The sequence below is a fragment of the Thalassobium sp. R2A62 genome (genome assembly GCF_000161835.1).
Taxonomy (GTDB): Bacteria; Pseudomonadota; Alphaproteobacteria; order Rhodobacterales; family Rhodobacteraceae; genus Thalassobium.
Genome location: NZ_GG697169.2, coordinates 1,554,418 through 1,569,887 on the forward strand (window position 1 = coordinate 1,554,418; position 15,470 = coordinate 1,569,887).

Consider the following 15,470-nt stretch of genomic DNA (forward strand, 5'->3'; position numbering starts at 1 on the left):
GCCGCCCAAATCGAGGCCGCCTTTTGTCATTCAAACTTGGAAAGGCATGGTTCAGGCGGCGGCCTTTTCAACGCTTTTCTTTGCGTCTTGGGTCGCGTCCTCAGATGCGCTCTCGACCTCTTCTTCCGACGGGGCTGGCAATGCCAACGCCTCATCTGGCATTTGGTCTGGCAGCGTCACTTCAAGCAGGCCAGTCTCTAAATCCACTCCAACCTTGGCCTTGACCGCCATACCGCCCAATATCTCGTTCAGCTCACCAAAGGTGCGCTCAATCGTCTGGTGTTGTGTTTCGCGAGTAGCGGCACCTTTGCCCCCAAATAGAAATTTAAACATAACATTCCCCTCATAACTGTTACCTCAACATATCGCGCGATCGCCCTCACCACAGGGGGAAAGCCCCCACGCACTTCCCACTCGCACCAAAACGCACACAAAAAAAACGCGCTCTGCTAAAACAGAACGCGTTTTTTGACTTACTTCGGATCGAATTATCCCTGAGCGTAGAGCACAACCCGCGTCCCCAGAGGCACACGTTCGTAGAGGTCGCCAATATGCGCATTCGTCAGACGGGCACAGCCATTCGAAACTGCGGTGCCAATCGTGCGTGGTGCATTTGTTCCGTGGATCCGCAAAAAGGTATCACCGCGTCCTGGCTGAAACAGATACAACGCGCGCGCACCAAGCGGGTTGTTGGGGCCACCCGGCATACCATTTTCGTGTTGTTTGTAGGCCGCTGGATTGCGTTTGATCATGTCCGGCGTTGGTGTCCAGCTCGGCCACTCTTTCTTGGCACCGACAGTAAATTCACCACTTTCGTACAGGCCTGGCCGACCAACGCCAACGGAATAACGGATTGCTTGTCGGTCCTCTAACGTCCAAAACAACGCGAACTGATTAGGATCAAGATGGATCTCGCCGGGTGCAAACCCGTCACGTAGTCTTACAAGCCGCGGCTGAAATTCTTCTGGCAATGTGGTTTGGCCTATTGCCGCCCCCGCACCCAGTGTTGCCACACCCCCAAGGATCGCGGCTCGGCGCGTTACATTTAAATTGGTCACAATCGTCCCCCTGAAAATTTAGTCCAGCCCTTCAAAATTACGGTCCGGTTAACGCACCATGCCAATATCAGACGCTACGTCCAAGCCCTTTGACATATCGTCACACCCTCGTGTTCCGCCATCGCCACAGCACATTCCAAGTTCCAAGGAGATTAACAAATTACGCAAATTACAAAATTCAGAGGCAAAAATACGTAATTTACATAGTTTTGGCGGGATTTAGCGCAACTTTGATACGAGATCGAAATCACTTGCTTTATGCGGAACTCCACCCCATATCAGGGGGGCAACGTTACTTCTATCGACCCTGTTTCCTTACGGCACCAGTTCTTCGATCCGACACTGACGCGCCGGTCCGCTACATTGTGTGAGCGGAATTATCTAAAGGAAACAACACGATGGCTACTGGCACCGTGAAATGGTTCAACACCACAAAAGGCTACGGCTTTATCGCACCCGATGGCGGCTCCAAGGACGTTTTCGTCCACATTTCTGCTGTCGAGCGTTCGGGCCTCACAGGTCTCGCCGACAACCAGAAAGTGAACTTTGATATCGAAGCTGGCCGTGACGGCCGCGAGAGCGCTATCAACATCACTTCTGCTGATTGATCAGCTTAATCAACGCCTTAGACGTTGAGATCAGCGCCCCAACGTTCATTCGTTGGGGCGCTTTTTTTGGGCCGTCCCTATTCGACGCTCTGCACCAGGGCGATGAATTCTGGCCCCAAATCCGCTACGATTTCTGCGACACCTTGTAGATTCGGGTGAATGCCGTCGGGTTGCATATAGTTCCGAACCCGGTCTTGGGTTCTCGCTGCGGCCAATAGTCCTTGGAACCAAGTCTCAACCAACGGCACTTCGAATTCGGCCGAAAGCGTTTGATACATGCCGTTGAAAGCACTGGCATAATCTGGGCCATAGTTGCCAGCAGGTGCCTCGACACCGATCAGCAACACCTCGACACCGCGAGCCTCTGCTGCCTCTAATATACCTCGCAAGTTCGCCTTGCTGATCGCCGGATCAATTCCGCGCAACAAGTCATTACCACCAAGGGCCACGACCATTGCATCCACATCTTCGGTCAGCGTCCAATCGACGCGCGACAAGCCCCCTGACGTTGTGTCGCCTGAAACACCCGCATTGATGATGGTCACTTCAACACCTTGATTTTGCATCCAAACCTGCATTTGCGGGACAAATCCGTCAGCAACAGGCAACCCATAGCCAGCCGTCAAACTGTCCCCAAGTACAGCAATGGTCACGCCATCAGCAGCCGCCGCCACAGGGAGTAAGAAAAGCGCAACAACAAGGTTGCGAAACCCAATCCGCGCGCCATATCCAAAGGGAACCCTAGACCAAGGTGCCGTGATGTCCGACCCCGTCTTATCACTTGAAAACGCGACACTTTCATTGATGGGCAATGCTGGTCCCATCGATATCTTGCGTGGCATTTCCTTGAACGTGTCTGAAGGCGAAACGCTAGGGTTGGTCGGGCCGTCTGGATCTGGCAAGTCGTCTCTCCTTATGGTGATGGGCGGGCTCGAGCGCGCCACATCCGGCACCATTCGCGCCCTCGGTCATGATCTGACTGATCAAACCGAAGACCAACTGGCGCTGTTTCGTAGAGACAATATGGGGGTGGTCTTCCAATCCTTCCACCTCATTCCGACAATGACTGCGCTTGAAAACGTAGCGACCCCTCTAGAACTCGCAGGCATCTCTGACGCATTTGACCGCGCCGCATCCGAGCTTGAGACCGTCGGCCTGTCGCACCGTGGTGATCATTACCCTGCACAGCTGTCGGGCGGCGAACAACAGCGCGTCGCCCTCGCCCGCGCCTCGGCACCTCGTCCAAAAATCTTGCTGGCCGATGAGCCGACTGGCAACCTAGACGAAGCCACCGGCCAGACGATCATTGATCTGTTGTTAGGCCTACGTGATCGGCATGGCGCGACCTTGGTGATGGTGACCCATTCAAACGAGCTTGCTGCCAAGTGCGACCGTGTCTTGCGGCTGCGTGACGGTTTGATCGACGCATGACACTATGGCGTGACATCCTTTTGGCGTGGACGTTTGCCCGTCGCGAGTTGCGCGGTGGACTTGCGGGTTTTCGGATTTTTCTGGCGTGTCTCGCACTAGGTGTCGCCGCGATCGCCGGAATTGGATCAGTCCGCGCCGGGATCGAAAAGGGGCTCGACCAACAAGGTGCGCATCTTTTGGGCGGCGATGCCGAGATTGAACTTACCTACCGTCGTGCCAGCGCCGAAGAACGTGATTGGATGGAGGACCAATCCATATCCGTGTCTGAGGTCATTGATTTCCAGTCACTGGCCGTCGTCGGCGACGAGAGGGCCCTCACGCAGGTGCAGGCCGTTGATGACCTCTATCCGTTGATTGGAAGCCTTACGCTAGACCCTCAAATTCCGATGTCAGAAATCTTTGCTGCGGCCTCCACCCCCGGCGGCGCCATGGAACAGATATTAGCGGACCGTTTAGAGCTGTCTGTTGGCGACACCTTCGCGCTTGGCACACAAGAGTTTGTGCTGCGGGCGGTCGTCAAGGCGTATCCCGACAATGCTGGTGGTGGTTTTTCCCTGGGACCGCGGACTTTTGTCCGGGCGGTTGATTTGGCAAACAGCGGATTGTTGGGCGAAGGCACGTTGTTCTCTACAAAATATCGACTGGTTGTTGCCGAAGGTATCGACCTTGGCAGATTGCAGGCGCGTGCAGAAACGGACCTACCTCAAAGCGGGCTGCGTTGGACAGATGCGCGCAATGGCGCCCCTCGGATTGCCGCCTTTGTCGACCGCATCGGTGCATTCTTGATCCTGGTCGGTTTATCCGGTCTCGCCGTTGGCGGTGTAGGGGTTTCCGCGTCGGTTCGAGCCTACTTGGCAACCAAGTTCAGCGTGATCGCGACCCTGCGCACCTTGGGCGCGTCTCGGCGCGTGATCTTTTGGACCTACGGATTGCAAATCACCGTCTTAACCCTGCTAGGAATTGCCATTGGGCTGGCATTGGGCGCGGCCGTCCCGTTTGCACTGGGGCCACTCATCGAAGAACAACTCTCTGTTCCGTTAGATTTGCAATTTGATGCCGCTCCGATGATCGAGGCTGCGATCTACGGCGCACTCGCCGCTGCGATTTTCTCGCTGTGGCCCTTGGCCAAGACCGAAAACATTCGCGCGGCAACCCTATTGCGTGATGCGGGAAACGCAGGATCAGGATGGCCGCGCTGGCCCTACATCATTTTAACCGCCGCGCTGGTTGCTGGGCTGATAGGGCTTGCCGCATGGTTTTCAGAAACACTGTATTTAACGCTATGGACGGCAGGTGGGATCATGGCCGCGCTTGTTCTCTTGGCGTTGGCCGCTCGGCTGGTACGCTGGTGTGCGCGCAAAATTGCACAGCGCGCTCGTGGACGGCCTTCCCTGCGTCTCGCCCTCGCGGCCATTGGTGGCCCCAAAGAAGAAGCATCATCAGTTGTATTGCCTTTGGGTCTCGGCCTCGCCGTTTTGGCAGCAGTTGGCCAAATTGACGGAAACCTGCGCGGATCAATCGAGCGTGACCTCCCCCAGCTCGCGCCATCGTTCTTTTTCGTCGACATCCAAAAGGATCAAATCGACGGATTTCGCGACCAACTTGGAACCAGAGAGAGTGTTTCCAAGATCGACAGCGCACCAATGATGCGCGGTGTCATTACACAGATAAACGGACGCCCTGCAGCAGAGGTTGCAGGCGACCATTGGGTGCTCGAGGGCGACCGTGGCGTGACCTACAACGCGGCCCTGCCCGATGATGCGACCGTAACACAGGGCGCATGGTGGCCCGAGGATTACAGCGGACCACCGCTTGTCAGTTTTTCTGCAGAAGAGGCCGAAGAAATGGGTTTGAATATTGGCGACCAATTGACCGTCAATATCCTAGGACGCGATATCACGGCCGAGATCTCGAATTTTCGCGAAGTTGATTTTTCGACCGCAGGCATCGGCTTTATCATGAGTTTTAACCCCTCAGCCGTCGAAGCCACCCCTCATACACATATCGCAACTGTCTACGCCGAAACCAACGATGAGGCAGCAATCTTGCGGGATGTCTCGAACAGGTATCCAAACATCACCGCAATTCGGGTCAAAGATGCGATCGAGCGGGTCGCAGATGTATTGGCGGGGTTGGCGGCGGCCACGTCTTATGGCGCTGCGGCCACGTTGCTGACTGGCTTCTTGGTGTTGATCGGCGCTGCGGCAGCGGGCGAACCCGCCCGTACTTTTGAGGCTGCCGTTCTCAAGACTGTCGGGGCCTCACGCAAACGCATCCTAGCAAGCTTTGCACTGCGGTCGATCATCCTCGGGGCAGCAGCTGGCATCGTCGCCTTACTTGCGGGGATATTAGGCGGTTGGGCGGTGAGCACGTTTATTATGGAAAGCACCTACACCGTCATCTGGACCAATGTTGGCGCCATTATCCTAGGTGGCATTGCCGCCACATTGTTGGCGGGACTAGGATTTGCATGGCGCAGCCTTGCCCGCACCCCATCGCAGGTTCTAAGGTCTCGAGAATGACACCACATTTTTTCGGATACGGCAGCCTCGTCAACCTTTCAACACATGACTACCCAGACGCACGCAATGCGACGCTGCGCGGCTGGCGGCGTGAATGGCGCCACACGGATGTTCAACCGTTCGCCTTTCTCTCAGCTCGGCCGGTTTCGGGTGCTGAAATTGATGGCGTGATTGCCGCAGTTCCAAACGCCGACTGAGCAGCACTGGATGAACGCGAAGCAGCGTATTCTCGGTTTGATGTTTCGGACGCGATCAGCGCCGAAAGCAAGGCCGCCGAAATCGCCGTTTATCAAGTAGACTCATTCCCAAGACCGAAAGCTCTGGCACCCATCCTGATGTCCTACCTCAACGTTGTGATCCAAGGATACATGCATCGATTTGGCTCAGTTGGAGTGAACGCTTTTTTTGAAACAACCGACGGGTGGGATGCGCCAATCTTGCATGATCGTGCCGCACCAATCTATCCCCATCATCAAGTGCTGAGTGCCTCGGACCAGGATCTCGTGGACCGGCACATGGCCCAGTTACCGACGGTGGTGAAGCAGTTGGAACAGACGCGCCTGACGAGAGAACGGCTCTTGGGCTGGTACAGCGTCTTGTTTGGCAAGAACGCGTCGGGTCAGCACAAACGCCACGCCAGCAAACACCACGCCCCCTAGCGCTTGACCGTACAAAATGCCTGGCGCCCCGAGCCACATTGAACCAAGCCAGACGAACGGAATTGTGCCCAATGTGTTGCGACCCCAATTGACGATCGTCGAATAGAACGGGTGGCCCAGATTGTTAAAGGCAGCGTTCCCGACAAAAATCACACCGTTAAAGAAAAACGCCAGTGACAGCGGCCCTGCAAAGAGGAAGACGAGGGTCATCGAAATCCCATCAAGCTGGAACAGGATGGCAATCGGCTCTCTCAGGGCAAAGAGCACGCCCGAAACAACAACAACAATGATCGCAATGAACAAAAGCCCCTCGCGAAATGTTTGGCGGACCCGTTCGTATTGTTGTGCGCCAAAATTCTGCCCCATGATCGGGCCGATGGCACCGGACAGCGCAAAGATGACGCCAAATGCGATTGGTGTGATCCGACCGACAATGGCCATACCGGCCACGGCGTCCTCACCAAATTCGGCCATGCTGCGCGTGACATAAGCTGCGCCGATCGGCGTGGCGAGCTGTGTGAGAATTGCAGGCAACGCGATCGTGAGAACGACAGGAAAATCAGCGAGAATTGATGGCAGTTTGGGTCGGTCCAGTCCGCCGTGGTGTTTGAAAATCGGGATCAATGCCGTGCCACCAATCACCGCGCGCGCGGCGACACTGGCCCACGCCGCACCCGTGAGCTCAAGGTCGAGCCCAAAGATCAAAATTGGATCCAAAACCGCATTCACCGCACCGCCATAAATCGTCGCCATCATGGCGCGGCTTGCATCCCCATGCGCACGCAAGATTGCGCCGCCAGCCATGCCAACAACAAGCAATGGCAACGACGGAATAATGATCTGCAAGTACGAAACAGCGAGATCCAGCGTCTCGCCCATGGCACCCATCCACCCTGCAAGTGTTCGTAAATTGAACCAAACAAGGGCTGCAAAAATCGCGCTGAATACGACGCCTAGCACCAGTGCATTCGTTGCTCGGTGGCGTGCCTCGTCTTCATCACCAGCACCCAAGGAACGTGCGACAAGAGCACCAGCAGCGATTGATACCCCTATTCCAAAAGAGCTGGTGAAAAACAGGATCGCGCCGGCATAGCCGATAGCCGCCGCCAGCTCGGCTTTGCCAAGCCAGCTGATGAAAATCATGTCGACAAAATCAACAAGGAACACGGCCATCAGACCGACGCTCGCGGTCAACGACATGACCGAGATATGTTTGAACAGGCTGCCAGTTAAAAATTTCGCCTGTTCTGACATAGGTTTACCCCTTGGGTTTGATTTGAAGAAGCGGCATCACATCAGCCATTTCCGGCCCGCGGGTACGTCCCGTCACCGCGTGACGCAGTGGCATGAACAGCCCTTTGCCTTTACGGCCAGTCGCCTCTTTTACCGCAGAAGTCCACGCGCTCCAAGTCTCGTCATCGTAAGGTGCATCGCCTAATAGGCCCAAAGCTTGTGCGACGAAATCAGCGTCTTCTTCTACGATCTGGGGCTTCGCCCCGTCGCGGAAGACAGCCCACCAGTTTGACATCTCATCAAGGCTGGCGATGTTGTCGCGGACAACTGTCCAAAAACGTTCCGCCAAAGCATCTGGCACGCCCAATGCTGCAACGCGGTCTGCGACGACCGAAAGAGGTTGTGCCGCCAAAAAGCGAGCTGTCAGCGGATCAAGGTCGGCCTCATCAAACTTGGTCGGCGCAGAACCGAATTTTTCCAGATCAAATCCATCAACAACATCGGAAACGTCTTGGCGCAACTCTACAGGTTCGGACGACCCAAGGCGCGCCATCAAGCTGAGAACCGCCATGGGTGCGACGCCACGCGCGCGCAAATCACGCAAGGACAACGTGCCCAAACGTTTCGACAACGCCTCGCCTTGGGGACCAGTCAGAAGCGAGTGGTGTGCAAAGGATGGCACGGTGCCGCCCAGTGCCTCGATCATCTGAATTTGCGTCGCTGTGTTGGTCACGTGATCAGAACCACGCACGACATTTGTGATCCCCATTTCGGTATCATCAACAACAGAGGCCAGAGTATACAGAATTTGGCCGTCATTCTTGAACAGAACCGGATCACTAACCGACGCCGCATCAATAGAGATGTTTCCGATGATTCCATCTGTCCATTCGATGCGCTTGTGATCTAGCTTGAACCGCCAATGCGATCCACGCTCCGCTCGTAGCGCGTCCTTTTCATCGTCAGACAGCGCCAGCGCCGCGCGGTCATAGACCGGCGGTTTACCCATGTTCAGCTGCTTTTTGCGCTTGAGGTCCAGCTCGACCGGCGTCTCGAAACATTCATAGAGACGGCCCATATCGATCAGACGCTGCTTGGCCGCATCATAGCGATCAAGGCGCTTGGATTGGTATTCAATCCGGTCCCATGTAAGGCCGAGCCACGTCAGGTCCTCTTGGATCGCATCAATATACTCTTGCTTGGACCGTTCTGGATCAGTGTCGTCGATACGCAGAACAAACTGACCGCCCTGCCCGCGTGCGATGGCATAGTTAAACAGCGCAGCCCGCAGGTTACCAATGTGCAGATAGCCTGTGGGAGATGGGGCGAAACGGGTCGTGGTCATAGCATCAATGTCCGTCAAAATTGGGTTGCTCCCGCTCTTTCACAGGCGGGGCGGAATGTCTAGAATGACCGTATGGAGTGGGCACATCAATCAATGACTGATCTGGACAAGAAATTGTTGTGGATCTTTGCGGGTAATTTCATCGCCTTTTGGATCATCGCGGTGCTTCTCGGTGGTGACGCCTTGAATGGCCGGATTAAAGACGGACAATATCTGCTACAAAACCACGGCGTAGACCGCGCAGTGCACCCGATCGTTTGGTACTATTCCGCAATTCATGCATCGATCCCATTGGGTAGTTTTGTGGTGTTTTTGATCTACAAAGTCATCAGGCGTTGGTTCTAGGGTTTAGCTAGCCGTCACCGGATACTTGGTCCGAAGATTGTCTAGACCAGCGCGGATCAATTCGCATAAAACATCCAGATCAATATCAGCGAGCTTGTTCACATAGAGACAGGCCTGCGCCATTTTGTGCTTCCCCAAACGGTCCAAGATGTCGGTGAAATCCTTGTACCCTGGCAGGATATAGTACCCTGGCAGGATATAGATCGAGTGGCGTGCCTTACGTGGGCTAAAACCGGTGGCAAGACTGTCGCCTTCGTGCCCACTGTCATAGACTTAGTGATAGGCCCCAAAGCCAATGATGGTCGGACCCCACATGCGAGGTTCCCACCCCGTAACGTCGCGAAAAGTGTCAAGCAAAACAAACGCATCAGCACGTTTTCCGTCGTGCTCGATCGCATTGATAAATGCCAAAACGTCTGCGTCGGTCGGTCGGGTCACAGGATCAGCCATGCCCAACCTTAGCACGAATTAGCTGTGATCGCGCCAACGATTTACAATCGGATACCGCCGGTCCAGCCAGAACGCGCTATCAGTGAGCCGTGGACCCGGCGCAGACTGGAAGCGTTTGTATTCCGAAATATAGATCAGATGCTCGACCTTTTTGACGGTCTCCCGTTCATAACCGACAGCCACACAATCGGCGACGCTGGCTTCTTGGTCGACGAGCATCGTCAAGATACCGTCTAGAATGTCATAGGGTGGCAGGCTGTCGCTGTCCTTTTGATCTTCTCGCAGTTCGGCCGTTGGCGGTTTCTCGATGATCTCGACCGGCACCATTGTTCCTGCGGGGGCCATCATCCACGGACGGTGATTGGCATTGCGCCAGCGACAGATGTCAAAAACGCGCGTTTTATACATGTCCTTAATAGGATTGTAGCCGCCCGACATATCGCCGTAGATCGTCGCATAGCCAACGGCAACTTCAGATTTATTACCTGTCGTCAGTAGCATCTCACCAAATTTGTTGGACTGAGCCATCAAGAGAACCCCGCGCAAGCGAGACTGAATATTCTCTTCGGTCAGCCCCTCTTCGAGCCCTTCAAAGAGTGGGGCAAGCGCATCCGTGACCGCCGCACGTGGACCCGCGATCGAGACAGTATCGAGATTGCAGCCGATGTTGTGCGCACATTGTGCCGCATCATCCAGCGACGCTTGGGACGTGTATTCTGATGGCAGCATGACACAGCGCACATTGCCTGGTCCCAGCGCATCTGCCGCGATGGTCGCGACAATCGCGCTATCGATACCGCCCGAAAGCCCCAGCAGCACCTTCTTGAAGCCCGTCTTGCCCATGTAGTCGCGCAAACCCTCAACGCAAACACGGTAATCTTGCTCAAGACTGTCGGGCAGTGTGGCGCGTTCACCCTCAATGGCCTCCCAACCGTCAGAGGTACGGGTGAAATCAACATGCGCATAAGCTTCGTCAAAGGTTGGCATTTGCAGCGCGAGCTTGCCACCACGGTTCAAGACGAACGAGCCGCCATCGAACACCTGATCATCCTGTCCACCGACCATGTTCAGATACACCAAAGGTACATCATTTTCGATCACGCGGCTGACCATGTGGTTCATACGAATATCAAATTTGTCGCGGAAATAGGGCGATCCATTCGGGATCACGAGGATCTCGGCACCGCTTTCAACCATAGTTTCGCACACATCAACGTACCACGCGTCTTCGCAAATCGGGCTGCCAATGCGCACCCCCCCTACGTCATACGGACCTTGGGTGGCGCCGCGGTTGAACAACCGCACTTCATCAAAGACGTTAAAGTTGGGCAGAAAATGTTTGAGCATCCGTGCGGCGACCTTGCCGCCCTTTAGAATCCAATATGCGTTGTAGAGCCGACCGGATTCAGGATCGAGAAACGGAGCACCAACCCCCAAACTAGGGCCATCCGCACACCGCGCGGCCAAATTCATCACCATATCCATCGCCGAATGGACAAAAGCAGGCTTCATCACAAGGTCTTGGGCCTGATAGCCGATCAAGAACATCTCGGGACACACAACCATATCCGAGCCAGCATCGACACCCATTTGCCACGCGGCGAATGCCTTATCTGCGTTACCAACCAAATCCCCAACGGTCGGGTTCATCTGGGCCATTGTCAGGCGAAACTGGTCAGGCATTGTGCTGCTCCTCGCGACTTGTTCACGCATCATTTAGCAGATGAGACGGCAAGGGGAAGCCGAATGGGGCGAAATGCCGTTGCGGGGTGGCCGTTCTGCGATTAATCTGCCGTTAGGGAATGGTCTCAACGAAGACCATCAAAGGGGATGAGCATGACTGTTAGAACGCAAATCTTGGTGATTGGATGTTTGATCGCGAGCGCACTGCCGGCGGCAGCGCAGGACGTGACGGTCAAACAATACGACGATGGCGGCATCTACGAAGGCACATTCCGTGGCGGCAAGCAACATGGCCAAGGTACCTACCGGTTGCCCAACGGCTATGAGTACAGCGGCGAATGGGTCGACGGTGAGATTGTCGGCCAAGGGTCAGCTGTATTTCCAAACGGCTCTGTCTACGAAGGTCAGTTTGCAAAAGGTAAGCCTGAGGGCCTCGGCCGGATCACCTTTGCTGACGGGGGCACCTACGAAGGCGATTGGGTCGACGGCAAGATTACGGGCCAAGGCGCGGCCAATTATGCCAACGGCGTCAGCTACAATGGCGGGTTCCGCAATGCGATGCATCACGGCACTGGCACGATGACCAGCCCTGGCGGCTACCGCTATGAGGGGACATGGGTCAACGGGGTCAAGGATGTCTCAGGCGAGATTACCTATCCCGATGGCGCGATTTATGTGGGCCAGATTGCTGACGGGCTGCGTGACGGGACCGGCACACTGACCATGACTGACGGTCTGGTCTACGAAGGAACGTGGAAAGGCGGCCAAATCGATGGGTCTGGTACACTGACCCAATCAAACGGGGACGTTTATGTCGGGGATCTGGTTGGGGGCCAACGACAGGGCTCTGGTCGGGTCACCTACGCCAACGGCGACATCTACGAAGGTGGGTTTGCTGATGACAAACGTCACGGCCAAGGTGCGTTCACTGGAACAGATGGCTATGCCTATGTCGGCAGCTGGGTAGCAGGTCAAATCGACGGCACTGGCGAGGTCACATATCCTGATGGATCGGTCTATGTCGGACAGTTCAAGGCAGATCTAGCCGAAGGTACGGGCAAGATTACGTACCCAGACGGATCGACCTATGATGGTCAATGGGCCGGTGGCGTCATCGACGGCAAGGGTATTGCAACCTACGCGAACGGCGTCGTTTACGATGGTGAGTTCAAAAACGCCAAGAACCACGGCACAGGCATCATGACCTATGCAGATGGCTATAAATACGAAGGCCTGTGGCTGAATGGCCAGCGCAGCGGCCAAGGTGTCGCAACCTATGCCAACGGGACGGTTTACGAAGGCACGTTCCAAGGCGGTCAACGCGACGGTGCAGGCCAGATCACAATGGCCGATGGCTTTGTTTACAACGGCAATTGGGTCAATGGTGAAATCAACGGTTTAGGCGTTGCAACCTACACCAACGGAGACGTGTACGAAGGCAACTTTACCAATGGCCGACGCCAAGGCGAAGGAACCATGCGCTACGCAACTGGTGAGGAAGCGACTGGCGATTGGGTCGACGGTGCGCTGACATCTGGTGTTGCAGATACAGAAACCGAGGCTCCTGCTCAGGAAAACTAAGTCAACGGTGCGGTACTATTACGCGCAACCAATGTGACAGGCAGAACCACTGTGGTTTCACTGTCATCGGCGGGTGTGTCGGCCAATACTTCTAGCAACAATTTAGCTGCTCTTCGCCCAAGCTCAATCCGATCCTGATGAATTGTTGTCAGAGCTGGCACAAAGACTTCGGCCATTTCGATGTCATCGAACCCAACGACCGAAACGTCATCCGGCACGGACAATCCATGCGCTCCCAATTCTGCAATCAGACCAAATGCCAATTCGTCGCTTGCACAGACGACCCCTGTTGGCGGGTCCTCTAGCTTCAAAATCGTACGCGCGGCGGCCCGCCCCGCTTCGAGATTAAAATCACCGGCAACGAGATACTCAACCGGATAGCTCAGGTTCTTTTTCGCCATCGACACCATAAAACCGCGCTTGCGTGCATCCGACAGAACATTGCCTGCGGGCCCGCAGACATGCGCAATCTTTGTGTGGCCCAGTTCACTTAGGTGGTCGATCGCCGCCTCAATACCTTGAGCATTGTCACTGCGAACCGATGGCACAGTCGTCCCTTCGAACCACTCACACGCATAGATGATCTGATCCGCGTAGGGCCCTCCGTTCAAAAGCTCGAGATCCGCGCCACCGATACTTCCGTCAAGAATGACCAAGCCGTCGGCCTGCCCGCCTTCGAGATAACTGTGCAAGGTATTGCTATCGGGGCGCACCTCCGACGTGTCCGTGATCAACAGGTTGTAGTCTGCCCCTGCTAACACCCTCTCGAGCCCAGAAAGAATGTCACTGAAGAACGGATTTCGAAGTGACGGCACGAGGGTCAGGATCGCACCAGATCGCTGTGTTCTGAGATTTCTTGCCGCACGGTTAACGCGGTAACTGGTCGCGCGGACAGCCTTTAAAACAGAATCACGTGTCTTCTCGCTGACCTTGTCAGGGCTCGACAGAGTACGGCTGACAGTCGCGGTAGAGACCCCCGCAGCTTTGGCAACATCTTGAATCTTTGATCTTTTATTCAACTGTGCTTCATCCTGTTTCAAAAATATACACGATGGTGTTGACAGAAAAGAGTCAATCTGTCCAATCTGTGTAATCGTTTACATCTCCTGCAAATAGCGCGGTGATAGAGACTGATCTGATCGAAGAGCAGAATCTTATAACACGCGTTTTATCTGCTTAAAGGAAAATGTAATCGTTTACATAATGGGAGGGTGCTCTGAGTGTGCCCGTTAAACAAAACAAGCGGCGCTTGCTAGCGCCTGGGAGGAAATTGATGAAATTGACCAAAGCGTTGCTTTGTGCAACAGCCCTTTGCGGTGCGAGCGCTGTCTCAGCCGCAGATCTTGAAGTTACACACTGGTGGACATCCGGCGGCGAAGCTGCGGCTGTTTCTGAGTTTGCAAAGGCGTTCAATTCAACTGAGCATACTTGGATAGACGGCGCGATTGCTGGTTCAGGCGGAACAGCTCGGCCTATCATTATCTCGCGTATCTTGGGCGGTGACCCAATGCACGCAACTCAGTTGAACCATGGCCGTCAGGCTGAGGAACTGGTCGAAGCTGGCCTGATGTTGGATCTGACCGACGTTGCAGCCGCTGGCGGCTGGGCAGACGTTGTAAACCCTTCCAATCTATTAGAAAGCTGCACATTGGACGGTAAAGTCTACTGCGTGCCCGTGAACATCCACTCTCCACAGTGGTTATGGTTGTCGCACGCTGCATATGAAAAAGCTGGCGTCGACGTTCCATCTGATTGGTTCGAGTATGTCGAATCTGCACCAGCACTGCGCGACGCTGGTCTTATTCCACTCGCAATGGGTCAGCAATCTTGGCAGACAAGCCTCGCATTTGGTGCGATCCAAGTTGCGATCGGTGGCACAGACCTGTACGTCGACGTTCTGACTAACAAAAACGCCGAAGCTGCTGCAAGCCCTGAGATGACAGCCGTGTTCCAAGCTTACGCTGATGCGCGTTCATTGTCTGAGGGTTCTAACGTACAAGACTGGAACCAAGCGACAAACCTCGTGATCACGGGCCAAGCTGGCGCGCAACTGATGGGTGACTGGGCGCAGGGTGAATTCCAGGTTGCGAACCAGGTTGCAGGCGAAGACTACACATGTCTGCCAGGTTTGGGTGTGAACGAAATTATCGCTACTGGTGGCGATGCGTTCTACTTCCCAAAGCAGGATGATCCAGCGATTGAAGCTGCTCAAAAAGAACTTGCAGCGTTGATGATCAGCCCGGAAATGCAGGTTGCGTTTAATCTGAAGAAAGGCTCGTTGCCGATCCGCGGTGATGTTGATCTTTCAGCTGCAAACGACTGCATGAAAAAGGGTCTCGCGATCTTAGCGGCAGGCAATATCCTACCGGATGGCGTGAATGCGTTTTCTGCAGACACAGCTGGTCAGATCGAAGATCTGATGGTTGAAATGTGGAATGACCAGTCGGTCACAGTTGAAGATGCACAGGCGCGCTACACTGCAATTATAGCGAACGCTGACTAAGTCTTTCTCCCGGCTTGGCCGGCAGCACATTGCTGCTGTGGGCCAAGCCGAT

General features: G+C 55.0%; 15 protein-coding genes. 7 read left to right on the forward strand and 8 right to left on the reverse strand.

What is annotated here, in order from left to right; genetic code table 11:
- Positions 1-51: 51 nt before the first annotated feature.
- Positions 52-333: a hypothetical protein gene (locus tag TR2A62_RS07820; RefSeq protein ID WP_009158319.1), complete on the reverse strand. Its 282-nt coding sequence runs from the start codon at positions 331-333 to the stop codon at positions 52-54.
- Positions 334-488: 155 nt separating this feature from the next.
- The gene (locus TR2A62_RS07825) at positions 489-1,058 is read right to left on the reverse strand and encodes a L,D-transpeptidase (RefSeq protein WP_009159866.1); all 570 of its coding nucleotides are present in this window, start codon (positions 1,056-1,058) and stop codon (positions 489-491) included.
- A gap of 398 nt (positions 1,059-1,456) precedes the next feature.
- Between TR2A62_RS07825 and TR2A62_RS07830 the strand changes: the two genes are divergently transcribed.
- Positions 1,457-1,666, forward strand: a complete 210-nt coding sequence (locus TR2A62_RS07830) for a cold-shock protein (RefSeq protein WP_009160554.1) — start codon at positions 1,457-1,459, stop codon at positions 1,664-1,666.
- Positions 1,667-1,743: 77 nt separating this feature from the next.
- Here TR2A62_RS07830 and TR2A62_RS07835 read toward each other — a convergent pair whose 3' ends face one another.
- Entirely contained in the window at positions 1,744-2,340 is a 597-nt protein-coding gene (locus TR2A62_RS07835) for an arylesterase (protein WP_009158110.1), read from the reverse strand.
- Positions 2,341-2,425: 85 nt separating this feature from the next.
- On the opposite strand from TR2A62_RS07835, the gene TR2A62_RS07840 reads away from it, so the two are divergent.
- Genes TR2A62_RS07840 through TR2A62_RS19510 form a run of 3 tightly spaced genes read left to right on the forward strand, consistent with a single transcriptional unit; the run spans position 2,426 to position 5,816 of the window.
- The gene (locus TR2A62_RS07840) at positions 2,426-3,097 is read left to right on the forward strand and encodes an ABC transporter ATP-binding protein (RefSeq protein ID WP_009159379.1); all 672 of its coding nucleotides are present in this window, start codon (positions 2,426-2,428) and stop codon (positions 3,095-3,097) included.
- A complete protein-coding gene (locus TR2A62_RS07845; RefSeq protein ID WP_009159713.1) occupies positions 3,094-5,619 on the forward strand; it encodes an ABC transporter permease in 2,526 nt (841 codons plus the stop codon). Before TR2A62_RS07840 ends, TR2A62_RS07845 begins: the two co-directional genes overlap by 4 nt.
- A complete protein-coding gene (locus tag TR2A62_RS19510; protein WP_009158904.1) occupies positions 5,616-5,816 on the forward strand; it encodes a hypothetical protein in 201 nt (66 codons plus the stop codon). Before TR2A62_RS07845 ends, TR2A62_RS19510 begins: the two co-directional genes overlap by 4 nt.
- Positions 5,817-6,143: 327 nt before the next feature.
- Here TR2A62_RS19510 and TR2A62_RS07855 read toward each other — a convergent pair whose 3' ends face one another.
- Together TR2A62_RS07855 and gltX are read right to left on the reverse strand one after the other, a co-directional pair.
- On the reverse strand, positions 6,144-7,532 hold the full coding sequence (locus tag TR2A62_RS07855) for an MATE family efflux transporter (protein WP_009159753.1): 1,389 nt from the start codon (positions 7,530-7,532) through the stop codon (positions 6,144-6,146).
- A gap of 4 nt (positions 7,533-7,536) precedes the next feature.
- Positions 7,537-8,856 (reverse strand): glutamate--tRNA ligase, encoded by a 1,320-nt coding sequence (gltX, locus tag TR2A62_RS07860; protein WP_040820453.1) that lies wholly within the window; start codon positions 8,854-8,856, stop codon positions 7,537-7,539.
- Positions 8,857-8,949: 93 nt separating this feature from the next.
- Between gltX and TR2A62_RS07865 the strand changes: the two genes are divergently transcribed.
- Positions 8,950-9,201 carry a hypothetical protein gene (locus tag TR2A62_RS07865; RefSeq protein ID WP_040820455.1) on the forward strand — a complete coding sequence of 84 codons (252 nt, stop codon included), beginning with the start codon at positions 8,950-8,952 and terminating at the stop codon, positions 9,199-9,201.
- 273 nt (positions 9,202-9,474) lie between these two features.
- Here TR2A62_RS07865 and TR2A62_RS19515 read toward each other — a convergent pair whose 3' ends face one another.
- Positions 9,475-9,651 (reverse strand): hypothetical protein, encoded by a 177-nt coding sequence (locus TR2A62_RS19515; protein ID WP_009160399.1) that lies wholly within the window; start codon positions 9,649-9,651, stop codon positions 9,475-9,477.
- A gap of 18 nt (positions 9,652-9,669) precedes the next feature.
- On the reverse strand, positions 9,670-11,334 hold the full coding sequence (locus TR2A62_RS07875) for an NAD+ synthase (protein ID WP_009157920.1): 1,665 nt from the start codon (positions 11,332-11,334) through the stop codon (positions 9,670-9,672).
- 153 nt (positions 11,335-11,487) lie between these two features.
- Here TR2A62_RS07875 and TR2A62_RS07880 point away from each other — a divergent pair, with 153 nt between their 5' ends.
- Complete coding sequence (locus TR2A62_RS07880) at positions 11,488-12,915, forward strand: MORN repeat-containing protein (protein WP_009159488.1); 1,428 nt, start codon at positions 11,488-11,490, stop codon at positions 12,913-12,915.
- Here TR2A62_RS07880 and TR2A62_RS07885 read toward each other — a convergent pair.
- Complete coding sequence (locus TR2A62_RS07885) at positions 12,912-13,934, reverse strand: LacI family DNA-binding transcriptional regulator (protein ID WP_009158930.1); 1,023 nt, start codon at positions 13,932-13,934, stop codon at positions 12,912-12,914. The genes TR2A62_RS07880 and TR2A62_RS07885 overlap by 4 nt on opposite strands.
- Positions 13,935-14,188: 254 nt before the next feature.
- Between TR2A62_RS07885 and TR2A62_RS07890 the strand changes: the two genes are divergently transcribed.
- Entirely contained in the window at positions 14,189-15,418 is a 1,230-nt protein-coding gene (locus tag TR2A62_RS07890) for an ABC transporter substrate-binding protein (RefSeq protein WP_009160548.1), read from the forward strand.
- Positions 15,419-15,470: the final 52 nt, after the last annotated feature.